Genomic DNA, 21,425 nt, shown 5'->3' on the forward strand with positions numbered 1-21,425 from the left:
CCGTCACTTTTCATGGTTCAACTGCCCGGACGTATCATGCGCAGCCGCCTGTTCCAATTCGTTTCCTGCCTGGTGCTCACCGCCACGACCGCGAGTGCTGCACAGGCCATCGACATCACCCAGCAGCGCCAGTACTACGACGAGGCCAAGCGTGCCCTCGCCAAAGGCGACAAGGGCCCCTACCTGCGCTATGCCCAAGCGCTCAGCGACTATCCGCTCACACCCTACCTGGCCTACGACGAACTCACCGCGCGGCTGAAGACTGCCAGCAACGAGGAAATCGAAGGCTTCCTCGCCAAGCACGGCGACCTGCCCCAGGCCAACTGGATGAAACTGCGCTGGTTGCGCTGGCAGGCCGAACGCGGCGACTGGAAGACCTTCGCCAAATACTATGACCCGAAGCTGAACTTCACAGAACTGGACTGCCTCAACGGCCAGTACCAGTTGACCAACGGGCTGCGCGCCGAAGGCTTCGCCACCGCAGAAAAACTGTGGAACGTCGGCAAGTCGCAACCTGCGGCCTGCGATACCCTGTTCGGCCTGTGGGCCGCAGAAGGCCAGCTCACCGAGGCTCGCCGCTGGCAGCGCGCCAAACTGGCGGCCGAGGCGCGCAACTACAGCCTGGCCAACAACCTGGTGCAAACGCTCACCACACTCGGCCCACAGGGCAAGCTGCTGGTCGACGTGGCGCAAAAGCCCGAGCTGCTCAAGCAGCCTTCGCGCTTCACCCCGGTCAACGAGGCGATGTCCGATGTGGTCAGCCTCGGCCTGCGCCGCCTGGCGCGGCAGGATCCCGAGCAAGCCATGGCACTGCTCGACGACTACGCACAACGCATGCATTTCTCCCGCGACGAGAAGGTCGCCATCGCCCGCGAAATCGGCCTCACGCTGGCGCGGCGCTACGATCCGCGCGCCCTCGACCTGATGACCCGCTACGACCCGGAACTGCGCGACAACACCGTCAGCGAATGGCGCATGCGCCTGCTCCTGCGTCTCGGGCGCTGGGAAGAAGCCTACGAACTGAGCCGCCGCCTGCCCCAGGATCTGGCCGACAGCAGCCGTTGGCGTTACTGGCAGGCGCGCAGCCTGGAGCTGGCACAACCGAACAACCCGCAGATCCCACTGCTCTACAAGAATGTCTCGCGTGAGCGCGACTTCTATGGCTTCCTTGCTGCCGACCGCGCGCAGACACCTTACCAGCTCAACAACAAGCCTCTGGTGCTAAGCCAGCAGTTGATCAACAAGGTGCGCAACACCCCCGGCGTGCGCCGCGCCCTGGAGTTCCACGCCCGTGGCCAGATCGTCGAAGGGCGCCGCGAGTGGTACCACGTCAGCCGCCACTTCAACCGTGACGAGATGGTCGCCCAGGCCCGCCTGGCCTACGACCTGCGGTGGTACTTCCCGGCCATTCGCACCATCAGCCAGGCCAAGTACTGGGACGACCTGGACATCCGCTTCCCGATGGCTCACCGCGATACCCTGGTACGTGAAGCCAAGGTCCGCGGCCTGCACTCCAGCTGGGTGTTCGCCATCACCCGCCAGGAAAGTGCCTTCATGGACGATGCCCGCTCGCCGGTGGGCGCCAGCGGCCTGATGCAACTGATGCCAGGAACCGCCAAGGAGACCGCGCGCAAGTTCAGCATCCCCCTGGCCTCACCTGCGCAGGTGCTCGATCCGGACAAGAACATCCAGCTCGGCGCCGCCTACCTGAGCCAGGTACACGGCCAGTTCAACGGCAACCGCGTGCTGGCGTCGGCCGCCTACAACGCAGGCCCCGGTCGCGTACGTCAGTGGCTCAAGGGCGCCAAGCACCTGAGCTTCGATGTCTGGGTCGAGTCGATTCCGTTCGACGAGACACGTCAGTATGTGCAGAACGTGCTGTCCTACTCGGTGATCTATGGCCAGAAACTGAACGCACCACAACCGTTGGTGGACTGGCACGAGCGCTACTTCGACGACATGTGACCCGACCAAGGCCCTGCCGGAACAACCGGCAGGGCCTCATGTCGAACCGGGTTAACTTTCGGTTAATCAGCCTGCTCCAGCATGGTGCACTCAATGCACTGCCAAGGCGTCGACATGCGTGTTCTCCTGCTCTTCCTGACATTCCTGCTCGCCGGCCCGCTCCAGGCCAATCCCTTCGCTCCCAAGTCGGATTTCCTGCCGGTGAACCAGGCTTTCGTCCTGAGTCAGGATCGCCTGCCCTCCGGGCAGATGCGCCTTTATTTCCAGATCAAGGACGGCTATTACCTCTACCAGAAGCGCCTCAAATTCGACGGCATTCCCGTCGATCAGCAACCGCAACTGCCTCCTGCCCTCAACCATCACGATGAGTTCTTCGGTGATAGCGCCGTCTACCGCACCGAACTCCAATTGCTGCTGCCCGCCAATGCCACTGGAGAACTGCGACTGGGCTGGCAGGGCTGCGCCGATGCCGGGCTGTGCTATCCACCGCAAACTACGGTGATCGACCTGGGCGGCCAGCCTGCGCTCTCTGCGCCAGCCGCAGCCGACAGCGGACAAGCCAGCGACCAGGCCCTGGCCAGCGGCCTGCAACACAGCAGCCTGGCCTGGAGCCTGCTGGCCTTCTTCGGCCTGGGACTGCTGCTGGCGTTCACCCCCTGCTCCCTGCCGATGCTGCCCATCCTCGCCGGACTGGTCATGGGCAATGGCGCAAGTGCCCGACGCGGCTGGGTGCTGGCCGGGGTCTATGTATTGAGCATGGCGCTGGTGTACGCCGCCTTGGGTGTGGTCGCGGCATTGCTCGGCGCGAGCCTCCAGGCGTGGCTGCAACAACCTTGGCTGTTGGGCAGCCTGGCGGGTCTGTTCGTGTTGCTCGCCCTGCCGATGTTCGGCGCCTTCGAACTGCAACTGCCCGCCGCCGTGCGTGATCGCCTCGATCGTGCAGGTCAGGGAACACGTGGCGGCAACCTGTATGGCGCAGCGTTGCTTGGCGCGCTCTCTGGCCTGCTGATGGGGCCGTGCATGACCGCGCCACTGGCCGGTGCCCTGCTCTATATCGCCCAGAGCGGCGATGTGGTGCAAGGCGCACTGGTGCTGTTCAGCCTGGGGCTGGGCATGGGCGTACCGCTGCTGCTGTTGGTCACCCTGGGCAACCGCTACCTGCCACGCCCCGGAGCCTGGATGAACCTGGTCAAGGGCGTGTTCGGCTTCGTCTTCCTGGCCATGGCCCTGTACACCTTACGCAGCCTGCTGCCCGAGCCGCTGCTGCTGGCACTGGTCGGCGCCTGGCTGATTGCCCTGGCCTGGGCGGCCTGGCCTGCCCTGCAGCGTTTACCGGCGCTGCGCGCCCTACCGTTACTCGGTAGCCTCTGGGGTGGCCTGCTGCTGGTCGGTGCCGCCGCAGGAGGCAACGATCTCTGGCAACCGCTGCAGCCCTTCACCGGCGGCGGCACGACAACCGCCGGTAATGTCCACGATGCACGGGTCATCACCGTCAACACCCCACAGGACCTGCAGCGTGAACTGGATGCCGCCAAGGCACGCAACCAGTGGGTGCTGGTCGACTACTACGCCGACTGGTGCGTATCGTGCAAAGTGATGGAGAAACAGGTGTTCGCCCGCGGCGATGTCCAGGTCAGCCTCGACGGCGTGCAAATGCTGCGCCTGGACGTCACCGCCGACACCCCTGCCAGCCGCGAATTGCTGCAGCGCTACCAGGTTCCAGGCCCGCCCAGCCTGATCTGGATCGGCCCGGAAGGTGACGAGCGGCGCGCCCGACGCATCACCGGTGAAATCGACGCCGCTGCATTCCTGCAACACTGGGCCCAGACCAGGAGTCAAGGCTGATGCTGACGGTAACCTTGGGGCCGCTGACCATGGCCTTGAACCACCTGCTGTTGCTTGCAGCGTTGGGCATCGCCTGCCTGGTCGGCTGGTGGGTCGCTCGCCGTGGCGGCGAGAGCCCCGAATCGGCGCTGTTCAACCTGTTTCTGGTCGGGCTCCTCTGCGCCCGTGCGGGCTTCGTCCTGGAGTACTGGGCGATGTACCGCGATGACCCTGTGCAGATCATCGACATTCGCGATGGCGGCTTCCAGCTCTGGAGTGGCCTGGCGGGACTCATCGCTGCTGCCTTGTGGCAGGGTCGCCGCCGACCGGGGCTGCGCCGCCCGCTGGGCTGGGCGCTGTTCAGCGGCGCACTGTTCTGGGGGCTGGCGAGCCTGGGCAGCCACCTGTACAGCAAAGGCACCGAGCTGCCCGAACTGAGCCTGCAAAACGCCAGCGGCGAATCGGTGGCCCTGCACAGCTACCGCGGCACACCACTGGTCATCAACATCTGGGCCACCTGGTGCCCACCGTGCAGGCGTGAGATGCCTGTGCTGCAACAGGCCCAGAGCGACTACCCCGACGTGACCTTCCTGTTCGTCAACCAAGGCGAAACACCAGAGAGCGTCAGTACCTTCCTGGCCACGACCGGCCTGAGCCTGAATCACGTGCTGTTCGACGGCAGCGGGCAACTGGCGCAACGGGTCGGCTCCATGGCCCTGCCCACCACCCTGTTCTACAACGCCGAGGGACGCCTGGTCGGCAGCCACCTCGGCGAGCTATCCCGCGCCAGCCTGCACAACGCCCTGGAGCCTTTAGAGCGGGCCGTAGCGCCCGCCCCCGCCGTACAAGGAAAATGACATGCGACTGACTGCTCTCCTGCCCCTCTCCCTGGCCCTGCTCGTCGCGCCCCTGGCGCAGGCCGAGCCCTGGCCAAAGGCGATCCAGCAGATGGAAGCCAAGGGCGCGGTAATCAAGGGTACTTTCGACGCGCCCAATGGCCTGCGCGGTTATGCCGCCGAGTACCACAACAACGGCATCGCCCTGTACTTGACGCCCGACGGCAAGCACGTGCTGGTTGGCAGCCTTTTCGATGAACAAGGCCAGGACCTGAGCGCCGAACCGTTGGACAAGTTGGTCTACACACCGATGAGCAAGGAAATCTGGGCGAAGATGGAAAAGACCGCCTGGATCCAGGACGGCAAGACCGATGCGCCACGTATCGTCTACCTGTTCAGCGACCCCAACTGCCCGTACTGCAACATGTTCTGGCAACAGGCGCGGCCCTGGGTCGAGTCGGGCAAGGTGCAACTGCGCCATATCATGGTCGGCATCATCCGCCCGGACAGCCCGGGCAAATCCGCAGCGCTGTTGTCGGCAAAAGACCCTGCCAAGGCACTGCAAGACCACGAAAGCGCCGGCAAGGCCAGTACGCTCAAGGCGCTGGACACCATTCCCGACGCGACCCAGAAACAGCTGGCAGTCAACCAGGCACTGATGGAGGAAATGGGGCTAGGTGCGACACCGGCGATCTTCTATCAGGATGAGCAAGGGCAACTGCAGAGCCAGCAGGGTGCACCGCGGCCGGAAATGCTGGGGAAGATACTCGGCAAGCGCTGAATAACAAGGCTCGCTGACGGGTACCTGATAATTCTGTCAGGTGTATGCAATCGGTTGCGAAACTACACTGACGAACACTACTGAATCGTCATTTGGTCATGCCCATGTTCAACGCCGAGCATCGACATCATTCCGGTACCCCACATGCCTCCGTCAGTTCCAGTCGCGGTCATCCCGTACTGGAACTGTCACTGCTGCGTCAGCCTGGTGAAAGCGGTTCACCCAGGCTTTTGCGCAGTCGGGTCCAGATACAGCCCGAACAACGGAGCACCTCGATATTCGGGGCTCGTCCACTGCGCGCAACGCCCGAAGCCACGCTTCTTGCCAATGCCACCAGCATCGTCACCCTGGGCGGTCAGGTACTGGCGCAACAAACGGTGGACGATGACCGTACCCTGAGTTTCAACGATATTGCCGGGCAACCATTGTGGAAGAGCAACGCCCAAGGCACTGTCACTCGCACCTTGTATACCTCGCCAGAAGAAGGTGGTCGACCACAAGCAGTTCTCGAACAGCCCTGCGCGGGCGCTCAGCGCCAGCGCGAGCGTCTTCGGTATGGGCTCGCCGACGCCCCGAGCCGGTTGCGCAACCTTGCCGGACAACTGATCGAACATCATGACAACGCTGGAGTCACGACGACTGCCGCCCTGTCACTGACTTCCCAGCCCCTGGAAACCCAGCGTCGCCTTCTACAACCCTCGGCCAGTCAGCCAGACTGGGCACAAGGCAGTGAAGACGAACTGGAACAACAGCAGTGGTCGAACATCGCTCGACATAACGCGTTGGGCGAGCTACTGAGACAGACCGATGCAACCGGTGTAATCACGCATCACACCCATGACCTCAGCGGTGAGGTATGCCACACCATACTGCAGCACGACAAACGCTACGCTGTGCTGCTCGACACCGTGCAGTATCGCGCCGATGGAAAAATGCGGGTAAAGATCACAGGTAATGGTGTGGTTCAGACCTGGACTTACTCGCAGCGCAGCAACCTTCTCAGCCGACACCACATCGCCCGTCCCGTCGATCATCCGTTGGGGCCGTTGTCGATCAGCGACTTGCATTATCACTACGACCCCATTGGCAACATCACCGTCATCGACGATATGGGCGCCGCCCCAGGCTGGCATGACAACCAGCACATCACGGCGCGGCGTGAATTCAACTACGACAGCCTGCAACGCCTCACCTGTGCCACAGGTCGTGAGCGCGCGTCAGTCACCAGGTTCGCGGCGCGGGCCTTTGCCAGGTCCGACCGCCAGGGAGGCACCGTATGGACTCGTTACACAGAGCACTTCAGCTATGACGACGGCGACAACCTGACCCGCCTCAGTCATAACGGCGGCGCGGGCTCGCGCACACGCCACCTGAAAGTTGCCGCCAACAGCAACCGGGCACTGCCCAAAGATCATCCGCTTACCCCAGAACAGGGGTTTCTGGCGGGCGGTCTGCAGAAGCAACTGGATGGCGGCAGGCCCCTGATATGGCAGGCGGACAATCAACTGCATCAGGTGGTCATGGTCGAGCGACCAGGCGAAGACAACGATACCGAGCACTACCACTACGCCAGTGGCGGAGTACGCTCACGCAAGGTGAATCGGACCCGGCGATCAAATGAAGTGGCTTTGACCGTTACCACCTACGTGCAGGATTGCGAAGTGCGCATCAGGATGCTGGAAGGTCAGGAACAACCTCGGCAACATATCGCCATCAGCCAGATTCAAGAGGTGCGCTGGATATCGGATCGCACCAATGAACGGTGCTATTTGCGCTACGCATTCAGTGATCACCAGAACAATGTGGGTGGGGAAACCGACGAGCAAGGCCTGGTGGTATCACGGGAAGAATATGCACCGTTCGGCGCGACGACAGGTGTCGATGAGGACGGTATTGAAGTCGATAGCTTGCAACTGCGCACACACCGTTATTCGGGAAAAGAACTCGATGCCAGCGGACTTTACTATTTTGGCTGGCGTTATTATCTATGCGCCTTCGGTAGATGGTTGAGTGCGGATCCTGCAGGACTGGTCGACGGTTTGAATCTTTTCTGCATGGTGGGTAACAACCCGGTCAACAGGCGCGATCCCACAGGGCTGGCCGCCGATGACCCGCTCGAGGATGCCAGGAGGATCATTATGCTAATGATCCTGGCTGCGAACGGCTTGACGGCCGGTGCCGGAGGGTATTCGTTGTATAGCCTGCAGCTTGAGCCAACCACGCTCGCGCGGAATGCCGCAGAAGGGTCACCAACACCTGCTGCCACTTTTTGGCGTACTTACAAAACAGCGTTTGAGGGTAATAATGGAAGGTTAAGTGCCTTGGCTTCAACTCTCAGATTCACGGGGGTCTTAACTGCGATCATCACTTTGATAGGTGCAGCAACGCAGGCATATCCAGAACTCGTATTGCTTGGTATAACTTTTTTCAATATTTTATTTAACACCAGCGCCACGGTCTTTACAACCAGGAGAGCCATTAATATCACCAACACACGACTTGCCAATATGCAAAACAGCAGCGATGACCAAGCAGAAGCAGGGCGTGTGAACGCTGAAGCAAATCCGACACCGGAACTCACCTCCGCCGATACTCCTCCACCTCCACTTGCAGTTGAATCCGACCTATCTGCACCTATACAAACACTTACTGCCCGGCCAATACGTGAAGTCGCCCCAACAGGGGAGCATATCCCTCTGCAAACAATAACGACAGAAGCGAGGACCACTGCAAACGCCCGTCCGAGCGAAGCTATCGTCGAGATTGATGAATCGCCTGGTGGGGCAGCCAAGCAGCGACCCACTAAGCGCAACAGCTTTATATCTGCTAATAACTTACGCAGAAAACCTTCCACTCAAAATAAATGAAAGCACTGACTAGCCCAAGGGTTGGACACTGATCCAACCCTTGGCACAGCCACAGCACTACATATCCAGCTCAACTGGATTACAACCCCTCCAGCTCCGCCATCAGATCACTCAACCGATCCACCTTCTCCTCATCCAGCGCACTACCCTGCAACCCTTCGACATACACCGCCAACTCTTCCACGGTGCTGCACTCGAACATCGCTCGCAACGGCACATTCAGTTGCAGGCGCTTCTGCACGCGTGAGGCGATCTGCGTGGCCAGCAATGAATGCCCGCCCAGTTCGAAGAAGTTGTCGCGCACCCCGACCCGCTCAGCCTTGAGCACCTCGCCCCAGATAGCGGCCAGGGTCTCTTCCAGCTCGCTGCGCGGAGCCAGGTAGTCCTGGCTGTGCTGGCCACCGACCTCGATGACCGGCAGTGCCTTGCGGTCGAGCTTGCCATTGGCGTTGTGCGGCAGCTTGTCGAACCAACCCCAGTGCAGCGGCACCATGTACTCCGGCAACTCGGCGCGCAGGCGCTGCTTGATCTGCTCGAGCAGGCCGGCATCCGCTATCACGCCCTGGTGGGCAACCAGGTAGCCGACCAGGTGCTTGCCATTGGCGCCTTCCTGGACACCGACTGCCGCATCGCGAATCTGCGGCTGCTCGTGCAGGCGCGCTTCGATCTCGCCAAGCTCGATACGGTAGCCGCGGATCTTCACTTGGTGGTCAATGCGCCCTACATATTCGAGCACACCATCGGCACGGCGCCGCGCCAGGTCGCCGGTGCGATACAGCCGCTCGCCCGAAGCACCGTGTGGATGCGGGATGAACGCCAGGGCCGTACGCACCGGGTCACCGACATAGCCACGCCCGACACCCGTACCGGCCACGCACAGCTCGCCCACTGCGCCCAACGGCACCAGCGTCTGCTCTTCGCCATAGAGGTACAGGCGGTTGTTGTCAGTCGGGGTGCCGATAGGCAGGTAGCTGCCGCGGGTCGAATCGGTATCGACACGGAAGAACGCCACATCGTCCGAACATTCGGCCGGGCCATAGGCGTTGACCAGGCCGATCTGCGGATAGCGCTCCAACCACTGGGCCGCAAGCTCCGGGGGCATCGCCTCGCCGGTCGGCAGCATCCAGCGCAGGCCATCCAGCGCCTGGAGGTCGTTGGCCAGCATGCCCTGGATCAACGAAGGCACGCTTTCCAGCACGGTGATACCACGAGCCTGGACATGCGCCAGCAAGCCCTGTGGATCGTGGGCAATGGCATTCGGCACGATCTCGACACTGGCACCGAACAGCGGCGCGGCAAGGAACTGCCACACCGAAATATCGAAGCTCTGCGAGGCGGTCTGGGCGATCACGTCGTGTTCGTCCAGCGCCAGGTACGGCACCTTGCTCAACTGGTTGTTGAGCATGCCGCGCTGCTCGACCATCACGCCCTTGGGCAGCCCGGTGGAGCCCGAGGTGTAGATCACATAGGCCAGGTTGTCCGGCCCGCTGTAGATACCGGGGTTGTGGCCCGCGACCTGGCTGGCCTGGATATCCTCCCATACCAGCAGTTTCGGCCGCACCGCCCCACCCAGTTCGTCGAGCAACTGGCCCGCCTGCTCGGCACAGGCGGCGCTGCACACCAGTACCGGCGTGCGGCTGAGCTCGACGATTCGCTGCAGACGCGCCGATGGCAGGCCCGGATCCAGCGGCAGATAACCCGCACCGGCCTTGAAGCTACCAACGATCATGCCCAACAGCGGCAGGCCACGCTCGGCCAGCAGGGCGACGGGCTGATCGATGCTCACACCGGCCGCGACCAGGGCATGCCCCAGGCGATTGGCGGCGAGGTTGAGCCCGGCATAGTCGTAGGACGCCTCCAGGCAACGGGCAGCGATACGCTCGGGGTGCGCTGCAACGCGCGCCTCGAACAGCTCGACGTAGCTCTGCTCCAGGGTGTAGGCGTGCTCGGTGCGGTTGCAGTCCTCGAGCAGGAAGCGCTGCTCGTCGGCCCCCAGCAGTGGCAGTGCCTGCACCTCACCCTCGAAGCCTTCGACCAACGCCAGCAGCAGGCGCTTGAACTCGGCCAGCAGGCGCTCGACGGTCGGGTAGTCGAAGTAGCGCTGGTCGAACGACAGGTGAAGGCCCAGGTCATCGCCCGGGTAGCACACCGCCGTCAGCGGGAAGTTGGTGTGGGTACGGCCCGAATCGGAGCTGGCGTTCAGGTGTTGGGCGTGGTCGAGCACATTGCTCTCGACCGGCGCGTTTTCAAACACGAACAGGCTGTCGAATAGCGCCTGGCCCTTGGGCAGTTCGCTGCATTCCTGGATCGCCACCAGCGGCAGGTACTCGTATTCGCGCAACTGCATGTTGCGATCGAGCAGGCCTTGCAGCCACTGGCGCACGCTCTGGCGCTCGCCGGCCGCCGGCAACTGCACACGCAAGGCGATGCTGTTGATGAACAGCCCGACCGTGCGTTGCATCTGCGGCATGCTCACCGGGCGACCGGCAACGGTCACCCCGAACACCACGTCGCGCTCGCCGCTGTAGCGGGCCAGCACCAGTGCCCAGGCCGCCTGGGCGAAGGTGTTGACGGTCAGTTGATGAGCCTGGGCCAGTTCACGCAGACGCGCGCCCTCGCTCACCTGCAGGCGGGTATGGCAGTCGCCGACGATCATGCCGTCACCGGCGTGGTCATGGCGCAGCGGGCGGTCGCTGGGGATCGCCGTGGCGCGTTCGAAACCGGCCAGGTTGGCCTGCCACCAGCGGCGCGCCTCGTCCAGGTCCTGGCGCTGCAGCCAGCCGATGTAGTCGCGATAGCGCGGCGGCACCGGCAGCTGCGCGGCACGGCCTTCGCCCAGCGCCTGGTAGATCTCGAAGAAATCGTTCATCAGCAACGAGCGGCACCAGGCATCGATGAGGATGTGATGGTTGCTCATCATGAACCAGTAGCGCTCATCGGCCACGCGCACCAGGCGCAGGTGGAACGGTGCCTCGCGCAGCAACTCGAATCCGGCTTCGCGCTCCTGCTTGTGCAGGGCCTGCAGGCGTTGCTCCTGGCTGGCGTCGTCCAGCTCGCGCCAGTCCTGGTAGTCCACCTGGGTCTTGCCCGCCTTGTGGATGATCTGCAGCATCGCTTCACCCGCGTTCCAGCTGAACGATGCGCGCAGCGCCTCATGGCGTGCGACCACCGCCTGCCAGGCCTGGGCGAAGCGCTCGGGGTCCAGCGCACTGTTGATGCGGTAGCGGTCCTGCATGTAGTAGATGCCGGTGCCCGGTTCTAGCAGGGTGTGCAGCAGCAGCCCCTCCTGCATCGGCGTCAGCGGGTAGACATCCTCGATTTCGGCTGCCGGCACCGGCAAGGTATCGATCTGCTCCTGGGTCAGTTGGGCCAGCGGGAAGTCCGACGGCGTGAAGCTACCGTTGCCCTCGGCCAGACAGTGGGCGACCAGCGCCAGCAGTTCCTGGCGATAGGCTTCGGCCAGCTCGGCGATGGTCGTTTCGTCGTAGCGCTCGGCACTGAAGGTCCAACGCAGTTGCAAGGCACCACCATAGACCTGGCCATCCACGCTCAGCCAGTTGGGCAGTGGAGCATCCAGGTCATGGGCCAGGCCCGCCGGGGTATCCAGCGGCTGGAACACGGCATTGGTGTCGAACTGCTGATCGAACTGCCCCAGGTAGTTGAAGGTGATGCGCGCCTGTGGCAACGCCGCCATGCGCTCACGCCCCGCAGTATCGGCCAGGTAGCGCAGCACGCCATACCCCAGCCCTTTGTGCGGCACCTGGCGCAGTTGTTCCTTGATGCCCTTGATCGAAGCACTGCGCGCGGCATCGTTGTTACCGGCTGCCGGGCTCAGGCTCAGCGGATAGGCGTTGGTGAACCAGCCGACGCTGCGGGTCAGGTCGATGTCTTCGAACAGCCCTTCGCGACCATGCCCCTCAAGCTGTACCAGCACCTGCTCATCGCCGCTCCAGTGGCTCAGGGTGCGGGCCAGGGCGGTCAGCAGCAAGTCGTTGACCTGGGTGTGATAGGCCGCTGGTGCCTGCTGCAGCAGTTGGCGGGTCTGCTCGGTGTCGAGCTCGATAGCCAGGGTGCGGGCATGGCGGTGCAGGTTGCCGCCCTGCGGGTGATCGCACGGCAGTTCGCGGCGCACACGTCCCAGTTGCCCCTCCCACCAGTCCAGCTCGTCACGCAGCGAGTCGCTGCCGGCATAGCTGGCCAGGCGCGCCGACCAGTCGCCCATGGCATGGGTCTTGGCCGCCAGGGTTTCACCGCGATACAGCGCCTGCAGGTCTTCGAGCAACACACGCCAGGACACGCCGTCGACCACCAGGTGGTGGATGGCCAGCAGCAAGCGTTGCTCGCCTGCGCCATCGGTCAGCAACAGGCCGCGCAACAGGGGCCCTTGCTGCAGGTCGAGGCTGCGCTGCACGTCGGTATAGAGCGCCTGGCAATCACTGAAGTCACCGACTGTCGCCGTCCACAGCAGCGGCTGGGCACTCGCCTGGTCGTATTCGCCCTGCCAGCGATCTGCGGCCTGGAGGAAGCGCAGGCGCAGACTGTCGTGATGCTGCACCAGCGCCGCCAGTGCAGTCTCCAGCCGTTCGGCGTGCAGCGGCTTGCGTGCTTGCAGCAGCACCGCCTGGTTCCAGTGCTGTGGCTGTGGCACCTCGCTGTCGAAGAACCAATGCTGGATCGGCGTCAGACCGATACGGCCCTGACGCGCCCCCTGCTCCACATGCGTCGGCGCCGCGCCATGGGTGACCACGGCTGCCAGGGTCTGGATGGTCTGGTGCTGGAACAGGTCGCGCGGGGTGAACTGCAGGCCCAACTGACGGGCGCGGCTGACCACCTGGATCGACAGGATCGAGTCACCGCCCAGTTCGAAGAAGTTGTCCTGTACCCCCACGCGGGAAACGTTGAGCACCTCACACCAGATCTGCGCCAACTGCGTCTCCAGCTCATTGGTCGGCGCCTGGTAAAGCTGGTGTGCCTGCTCGAGGTCCGGCGCTGGCAGCGCCCGCCGGTCGAGCTTGCCATTGCCCATCAGCGGCAGGCGCTCGAGCAGCACCAGGTGCGCAGGCACCATGTAGTCAGGCAGGTGCTGGCGGGCATGGGCCTTCACCGCCTCGCGCAGGTGCGCCTGGGCCTCGCTGCCACCTTTGGCCTGATCACAGACCAGGTAGCCCACCAGTTGCTTGCCGCCCGGCAGGTCGAGGGCCAGGACCACGGCCTCCTCGACAGCGGCGTGCTCCTGCAGGCGGCTTTCGATCTCGCCCAGCTCGATGCGGAAACCACGGATCTTCACCTGCTGGTCAGCCCGGCCGATGTACTCGACCAGCCCGTCGGCGCGCAGGCGCACCAGGTCGCCGGTGCGATACAGCCGGCCACCGTCATGGCTGAAGGGGTCGGCGACGAAACGTTCGGCCGACAGCCCCGGACGGTCGTGATAGCCCTGGGCGAGGCCCGCGCCACCGACATACAGCTCACCAATGCCACCCTGGGGCAACAGCGCCAGGTCCTCGTCGAGAATGTAGCCGGTGCGCGCCCCGATCATGCGGCCAATCGGCACGCTGCCCGCATCGGCTGACAAGGTTTCGGGTGCCAGGCATGCCAGCGGCATGACCACGGTTTCGGTCGGGCCGTAGGCATTGAAGAACTGCTGCGGAGCAAAGGCCTGACGGATGCGCTGCAGGTGTTCGCCCGTCAGCGCCTCGCCGCCGGTGATCACCAGACGCACCGGCAGTTGCTCGCCACGCGCGGCCAGGAACTGCGCCAACTGGCTACCGTAGCTCGGGGTGAAACCGAGAATGCTCACCTGCTGCTCGCACACCAGGTCGCAGATCTCTTCTGCGCCCCATTGCCCCTGGGCACGCAGCACCACCCGTGCACCGCACAGCAGCGGCGTGAGCAGGCGTTCGCTGGCCGCATCGAAGTTGATCGAATAGAAATGCAGCTCGCAATCGTCGCTGCGCATGCCGAAGTCGGCGATCACCGCCTGGCAGTGCATGGCGATCTCGCCATGGCTGACTACCACGCCCTTGGGCTTGCCGGTTGAGCCGGAGGTGTAGATCAGGTACGCCTGGTGCTGCGGCAGGTTGAGGTTGTCCAGTGGCGCATCGCTGTAGGCAGACAGCGATGCGGCGTCGTCCTCCAGGCTCCAGGTGAGCACACCGGCCGGCAGCTCGCCGAGGGTCGCGAGCAAGTCGCGCTGGCCGATCAGCAGGCCCAGGCGGCTGTCCTCGATCATGTAGTGCAGGCGCTCGAGGGGGTATTCCGGATCGAGCGGCACATAGGCACCACCGGCCTTGAGGATCGCCAGCAGGCCGACCACCATCTGCGTCGAGCGCTCCAGCGCCAGGCCCACCCGCACCTGCGGGCCGACACCCCGCTCACGCAGGGCACGGGCCAGGCGGTTGGCCTGCTGATCGAGTTCGGCGTAGCTCAGGTGCTGGCCGGCAAAGGTCAGCGCCAGTGCCTGGGGCGTGCGCTCGACCTGGGCGGCGAACAGCCCGTGCAGGGTCTGGTCGAGGTCGAAGTCCTGCTCGCCCTGAAGTTGACCGACCAGCTCCTGCAGCTCGGCGCCCGACAGCATCGGCAGTTCGCACAGGCGCTGCTGCGGATCGTCCAGCATCGCAGCCAGCAACTGCTGCAAGTGTTCGGCCATGCGCGCGATGCGCGGCTCATCGAACAGGTCGCGGCTGTAGGTCAGGCAGCAGCCCAGTCGGCCGTCCAGGTCGGTGACTTCCAGGTACAGGTCGAACTTGGTGGCGCTGGCGTCGTTGACCAGGTAATCCACCTGCATGCCCGCCAGTGTGCGGCTTTGCTGGAAAACCCAGCGCTGCACGTTGCACATCACCTGGAACAACGGGTTGTAGGCACTGCTGCGCGGCGGCTGCAGGGCTTCGACCAATTGTTCGAACGGCAAGTCCTGGTGCGACTGGCCGTCGATGATGGTCTGGCGCATCTGCTCGAGCAACGCGGCGGCGCTCATCTGCCCATCCAGTTCGCAACGCAGCACCTGGGTGTTGAGGAAGGCACCGATCAGCCCCTCGCTTTCCGGACGGATGCGGTTGGCCACCGGCGCGCCGATACGCAGGTCGCGCTGGCCGCTGTAGCGGTGCAGCAGGGCGGCCAGCGAGGCGGTCATGGTCATGAACAGGGTCAGCCCACGCTGGCTGTTGAACGCATGCACACGCTCGACCAGCGCCGGGTCGAGGTCGAAGCGGTACAGCTCGCCGCGATGGCTCTGCACCGCCGGGCGCGGGCGGTCGGTCGGCAGTGCCAGCACCGGGTGCTCGTCGCCCAGGCGTGCTTTCCAGTAGTCTAGCTGGCGCGCGCCCTCGCCGCCTTCAAGCCACTGGCGCTGCCAGACGCTGTAGTCCAGGTACTGCACCGGCAGCGGCGCCAGCGGCGATTCGCGTTCGTCGACGAAGGCTTCGTAGAGCTCGCCCAGCTCGCGGGCGAAGATGTCCATCGCCCAACCCTCGGTGACGATATGGTGCAGGGTCAGGACGAAATAGTGCTCACGCTCCTGCACCTTGACCAGGCAGGCGCGCAGCAACGGACCACGCTCCAGGTCGAACGGCTGGTGCGCCTGTTCGTCAGCCAATTGCTGCAGGCGTTGCTGGCGATTGTCGGCCGGCAGCGTGCTGAAGTCCTGCCAGTCCAGGTGCAGGCTGCTGTCGTCGGCCACGCACTGGTAGGGCTTGCCGTCGATGCTGGGGAAGGTGGTGCGCAGGGTTTCGTGGCGTACGATCAACGCCTGCAGGGCACGTTCGAAGGCGTCCACATGCAGCGCGCCGCGTAGACGCGCCATGCCGCCGACGTTGTATGCGGGGCTGTCCGGTTCCATCTGCCATAGGAACCACATGCGCTGTTGCGAGTACGACAGCGGCACGGCCTGACGGCGGTCGACTCGGGCGATCTCGCCCTGCAGGTTGCACCCACCGCTGGCGCGGATCCGCGCGATCTCGGCGCAGAACGCGCCCAGCTCACTGGCCTCGAACAGCGCCTTGAGCGGCAGTTCGACGTCGCAGGCCTGACGGCAGCGCGAAACGATCTGGGTGGCCAGCAGCGAGTGGCCACCAAGGGCGAAGAAGTCGTCCTGCAGGCCTACCCGGGGCAGGTTCAGCACCTCGCGCCAGATCGCCGCCACCTGCTGCTCCAGCGCGGACTGCGGTTCGACGTGTTGGCGTTGCTGCCAGACCGGCGTCGGCAACGCCTTGCGATCGACCTTGCCGCTCGGGCCCAGTGGCATCTGCGCCAGGTGAACCAACTGCGCTGGCACCATGTAGGCGGGCAGTTGCGCGCCGAGGGTAGCGAGCAAGGCGGCACTCTGCTCGACACCGCTGTAGTAGCCGACCAACTGCGCGCCGACGGCGTCCCGGTGAATCAGCACCAGCGCCTGCTCGACACCTGGCTGGGCCAGCAGCACCGCCTGGACCTCTTCAGGCTCAACGCGGAAGCCGCGCACCTTGACCTGCTGGTCGAGGCGCCCGAGGTATTCCAGCGCACCGTCGTGCACCAGCCAGCGCGCGCGGTCGCCGCTGCGGTACAGACGCTGGCCGTCGCCATCGGGCTGCGGCACGAAACGCTCGGCGGTCAGGCCCGGGCGCCCAAGGTAGCCACGGGCCAGGCCTGCGCCACCGAGGCACAGCTCGCCCGGCACGCCCGGTGCGGTCAGTTCGAATTCATCATCCAGCACACGGCACAGCACATTGGCCAGCGGACGGCCGATGGGCGAGCGCTCGCCATCCTCGCGCTGGCTGTGCCAGTGGGTGACGTTGATCGCGGTCTCGGTCGGACCATAACGATTGTGCAACTGCACCTGGGGCAGCAACGCCAGGGCTCGGTCGCGCAGGCTGGCAGGCAACGCCTCGCCACCGGAGAACAGCCGACGCAGGCTGGTGCAACCCGCGGCCAGCGGCTCCTGGACAAACACCTGCAACAGCGGCGGCACGAAGTGCAGCGTGGTCACCCCATGCTGCTGCACCAGCGCGGCGATGCGCTGTGGATCGCGATGTTCACCGGGGCCGGCCAGCACCAGGCGGCAGCCGGTGACCAGCGGCCAGAAGCATTCCCACACCGACACGTCGAAGCTGATCGGTGCCTTCTGCATCAGCACGTCGTGCTCGTCCAGCGCATAGGTGGCCTGCATCCATTGCAGGCGTTCGGCCAGGGCCGCGTGGGTGTTGCCCACGCCCTTGGGCTGGCCGGTGGAGCCGGAGGTATAGATCACATAGGCCAGGTGCTCGCCTTCCAGGTGCAGGCCTGGGGCCTGGCTGGGCCAGGTGTCCAGGTGCAACTGGTCCAGCGCGATGGTACTGACGCCCTCGACCTGGGGCAGGCGCTCGAGCAAGTTACTTTGGCTCAGCAGCAGGCCCGCGCCACAGTCGGCGAGCATGTAGGCCAGGCGTTCGGCCGGGTAGTCGACGTCCAGCGGCACATAGGCGCCGCCCGCCTTGAGGATCGCCAGCAGGCCGACCAGCAGTTGCGGCGAGCGTTCTACAGCGATGGCCACGCATGTGTCCGGGCCGACACCCTTGTCACGCAGGTAGTGGGCCAGACGGTTGGCCTGCTGGTGCAGGCTGGCGTAGTCGAGCTGACCGCCCTCCCACACCAGGGCGATGCGCTCCGGTGTCAGGCGTGCCTGTTCGTTGAGCTGCTCGACCAGCAAGGTCTTGGCGGGCTCGACCGGCGCCTGGCCCCAGGCGAGCAGTTGTGCGCGGGCTGGCTCATCCAGCAGTTGTACCTCGCCCACAGCCAGTTGCGGCTGCGCGCAGACCTGCTCGAGCAGCGCCAGCAGGTGCTGGGCCAGACGCTTGACCGTGCTGGCTTCGAACAGCTCGGCGGCGTAGTCGAAGGCCAGTGTCAGCCGGCCCTGGTGATCTTCCTCACTGTGCAGTTGCAGGTCGAACTTGGCCTCGCGACTGTGCCAGGGCAGTTCTTCGGCAAGCAGGCCGGGCAGGCGACGCAGCGCGGACAGATCGCGCTGCTGGTGGTTGAACATGACCTGGAACAGGCCCTGCTCGCGAGCCTGTGGCAGTGCTTCGAGCAGTTGTTCGAATGGCAGGTCCTGGTGCGCCTGGGCGCCAAGGGTGCGTTCGCGCACCTGGGCCAGCAACTGGTCGAACGGCGTACGGCCGTCGAACTCGGCACGCATGACCTGGGTGTTGATGAAGAAACCGACCATGGCCTGGGTCTCCAGGCGCGGGCGGTTGGCGTTGGGGACGCCGACGCGGATGTCGGACTGGCCGCTGTAGCGCTGCAGCAAGGCTTGCCAGCCCGCCAGCAGGACCATGAACAGGCTCGCCTGCTGGTCACGGGCCAGGCCCTTGAGCGCTTCGCCGAGCTTGGCTGGCACTTTCATATTCAGGCGCGCGGCACGCTGCTCGCGCAGTGCCGAGCGCGGATGGTCGGTGCACAGGTCGAGCACCGGCAAGTCGTCGCCCAGTTGCGCCGTCCAGTATTCCAACTGGCGCGCAGCCTCGCCCTCTGCCAGCCACTGGCGCTGCCAGGTGCCGTAGTCGGCGTAACCCAGCGCCAGCGGCGCAAGACTGGCCTGCTGGCCCTGGCAATGTGCGGCGTAGAGTCGGGCGAACTCTTCGAGCAGGATATTCAGCGACCAACCGTCGGCGACGATGTGATGCAGGGTCACCCACAGTTGGTGCTCCTCATCGCCCAGGCGTGCCAGGGTCACGCGCAGCAGCGGGCCCTCGCGCAAGTCGAACGGCTGGCGGGCCTCATGTTCGCGACGGTTGGCGATCTCGCTGGCGTCCAGCCCCTCGAGATCGGCACGCTGCAAGGTAAATTCGGCGTGCGCCAGCACATGCTGCAGGGCCTCGCCATCCAATTCGCTGAAACGGGTGCGCAGGGACTCGTGGCGCTCGACCAGCGCCTGGAAGCTCGCCTGCAGCGCCGCCTCGTCCAACTCGCCACGCAGGTGCAGGCCGGCTGGAATGTTGTAGGCAGCGGACTGGGGCTCAAGTTGCCACAGCAACCACAAGCGGTTCTGCGCCAGCGACTGCGGCAATGCCTTGGCGCGGTCGAGGGTGGCGATGGCACCGGTGCCCTGCCCGCCCTGCTCCAGCACGCAAGCCACCGCGGCACTGTAGTCGGCCAATACCGGCGCCTCGAACAAGGTACGCAGGCTGAGCGTGATGCCCAGCTCGTCGGACAGCCGCGCGGTGACCTGGGTGGCGGCGATGGAGTTGCCGCCCAGCAGCAGGAAGTGATCGTCCGCCGCCACCGCCTCCACCTTGAGCAGTTCGCGCCACACTGTCGCGATGCGCGCCTGCAGGGCATCGCCTGAGGTGCCTTGCTCGGCGGATGCTTCATCGGCCGGGAAGCGGGCGTAGCAATCGAGGCTGCCGTCGTTCATGCGCAGGCGGCAAGCCGAGCGCTGCAGCTTGCCGCTGGAGGTCTTGGGCAGTGCCCCCGGATTGAGCAGCAACACCACCGCCGGCGCCTGGCGGCAGGCGTCGGCGATGACCTGGCGCAGGGTCTTGATCAGCGCCTCGGGGGGCATTGCCTTCTGCACGTTGCGGCTGACTTCCACCGCCACGCCGATGCCCTCTTCGCCCCGGTCGTCCACGGCGAACACCGCCACGCGCCCCTTGCGCAACACCTCGACCTCACGTTCGAGGGTCTTCTCCAGATCCTGCGGATAGAGATTCTGGCCACGCACGATCAGCATGTCCTTCAGCCGCCCGGTGACGAACACCTCGCCATCGCGCATGAAGCCCAGGTCGCCGGTGCGCAGCCAGGTCTGGCCGTCCATCTCGACAAAGGTACGCGCCGTGGCCTCGGGGTTGCGCCAGTAGCCCAGCGCAATGCTTGGGCCACCGGCCCAGATTTCACCCACCCGGTTATCGCCCAGCACAGCGAGTTGCTGCGGTTCGACGATACGCACCGCATGGCCCGGCTGCGGATAGCCGCAGCTCATCAGCACGCTGCCCTTGCCAGACTCGGCGCGGTTGGCGGCGAAGGCCTCGGCATCGAGCTCCAGCGCGCCGATGCCCTGGCCGCGTCGGCTGCCGCTGACGAACAGCGTGGCTTCGGCCAGCCCGTAGCTGGCGAAGAAGCTGCTCGCCTGGAAGCCGCAGGCGGCGAACTTGCTGGCGAAGGTTTCGAGGCTGTCCTGGCGGATCGGCTCGGAACCAGAGTAGGCCACGCGCCAGCGGCTCAGATCGAGCCCGGCCAAGGCCGCTTCGCTGACCCGCTCGCTGCACAGGCGATAGGCGAAATCCGGACCGCCGCTGATGGTGCCGCCGTATTCGCTGATCGCCTGCAACCAACGCAGGGGCCGGGCAAGGAAGTAGCCCGGCGACATCAGCACACAGGGCACGCCGCTGAAGATCGGTTGCAGCAAGCCGCCGATCAGGCCCATGTCGTGGTACAGCGGCAGCCAGCTGACGATCACGTCGTCGGGGTTGAGGTCGATGCCGAAGCCCTGGCGGATCAACTGCTCATTAGCCACCAGATTGCCATGGCTGACCTGCACCCCCTTGGGCAGTGCGGTGGAGCCGGAGGTGTACTGCAGGAAGGCGATGTGCTCGCCGGCCAGCGCCGGCTCACGCCAGTCGTCGGCCAATTCCGGGGCCAGGCGGTCCACCGCCAGCAGGCCTGGGGCTGCGTCCGTCGCCAGGGCGTCGAGGCCCTGCAAACTGTCATGAAGCGCTTCTACCGTCAGCAGCAGACGCGGCTGGGCATCGTCGATGATCGACAGCAGGCGCTCCTGATGGTGTTGGCGCGAAGACTCCGGCGGATAGGCCGGCACTGCGATCACCCCGGCATACAGGCAGCCGAAGAACGCCGCGACATAGTCCGGACCACTGGGGAACAGCAGGATCGCGCGGTCGCCGAATGCGGCACGGGCCTGCAGGGCGGCGGCGATGGTACGGGCGCGCTGGTCCAGCTCGCGGTAGCTGAGCACCGCCTGTTCGCGGGGATCGTCGGCCAGAAAGCGCAAGGCGATCCGGTCCGGGGTCGCCGCGGCGCGTTGCGCCAGGGCCTGGACCAGCGTGAGCGGGAGTTCGAAGGCGTCCGTCATGGAGTGTTCCTGCCAGTGTCTGGGTAAGTCGGGCCGGGGCCGGGCCAGGTGCGCAAGGCACGCAGGGCGGGCGGCAGTCGGCGGCCGGATGTACACAGGGGAACGGATGGGCCGGAGAA

The 21,425-nt window shown here is 65.0% G+C and carries 6 protein-coding genes; 5 read left to right on the top strand and 1 reads right to left on the bottom strand.

Annotation, left to right across the window (positions count from 1 at the left end):
* Positions 1-36: 36 nt before the first annotated feature.
* The 5 genes from HU729_RS03475 to HU729_RS03495 all read left to right on the top strand — a co-directional run bounded on the left by HU729_RS03475 (position 37) and on the right by HU729_RS03495 (position 8,273).
* Positions 37-1,965, top strand: coding sequence for a transglycosylase SLT domain-containing protein (locus tag HU729_RS03475; protein WP_186708388.1), 1,929 nt, complete (start codon positions 37-39; stop codon positions 1,963-1,965).
* 114 nt (positions 1,966-2,079) lie between these two features.
* Positions 2,080-3,810 (top strand): protein-disulfide reductase DsbD, encoded by a 1,731-nt coding sequence (gene dsbD / locus HU729_RS03480; RefSeq protein ID WP_186708390.1) that lies wholly within the window; start codon positions 2,080-2,082, stop codon positions 3,808-3,810.
* Positions 3,810-4,646, top strand: coding sequence for a TlpA disulfide reductase family protein (locus HU729_RS03485; RefSeq protein ID WP_186708392.1), 837 nt, complete (start codon positions 3,810-3,812; stop codon positions 4,644-4,646). The genes dsbD and HU729_RS03485 overlap by 1 nt, the downstream gene beginning before the upstream one ends.
* 1 nt (position 4,647) lies before the next feature.
* On the top strand, positions 4,648-5,406 hold the full coding sequence (dsbG, locus tag HU729_RS03490) for a thiol:disulfide interchange protein DsbG (protein WP_186666329.1): 759 nt from the start codon (positions 4,648-4,650) through the stop codon (positions 5,404-5,406).
* Between the two features lie 104 nt (positions 5,407-5,510).
* On the top strand, positions 5,511-8,273 hold the full coding sequence (locus HU729_RS03495) for an RHS repeat-associated core domain-containing protein (RefSeq protein WP_186708394.1): 2,763 nt from the start codon (positions 5,511-5,513) through the stop codon (positions 8,271-8,273).
* A 79-nt stretch (positions 8,274-8,352) separates the two neighbouring features.
* Here HU729_RS03495 and HU729_RS03500 read toward each other — a convergent pair whose 3' ends face one another.
* Entirely contained in the window at positions 8,353-21,306 is a 12,954-nt protein-coding gene (locus tag HU729_RS03500) for a non-ribosomal peptide synthetase (RefSeq protein ID WP_186708396.1), read from the bottom strand.
* Positions 21,307-21,425 lie beyond the last annotated feature (119 nt).

It is taken from the genome of Pseudomonas sp. RW10S2 (assembly GCF_014268985.1).
Classification (GTDB): domain Bacteria; phylum Pseudomonadota; class Gammaproteobacteria; order Pseudomonadales; family Pseudomonadaceae; genus Aquipseudomonas; species Aquipseudomonas wayambapalatensis.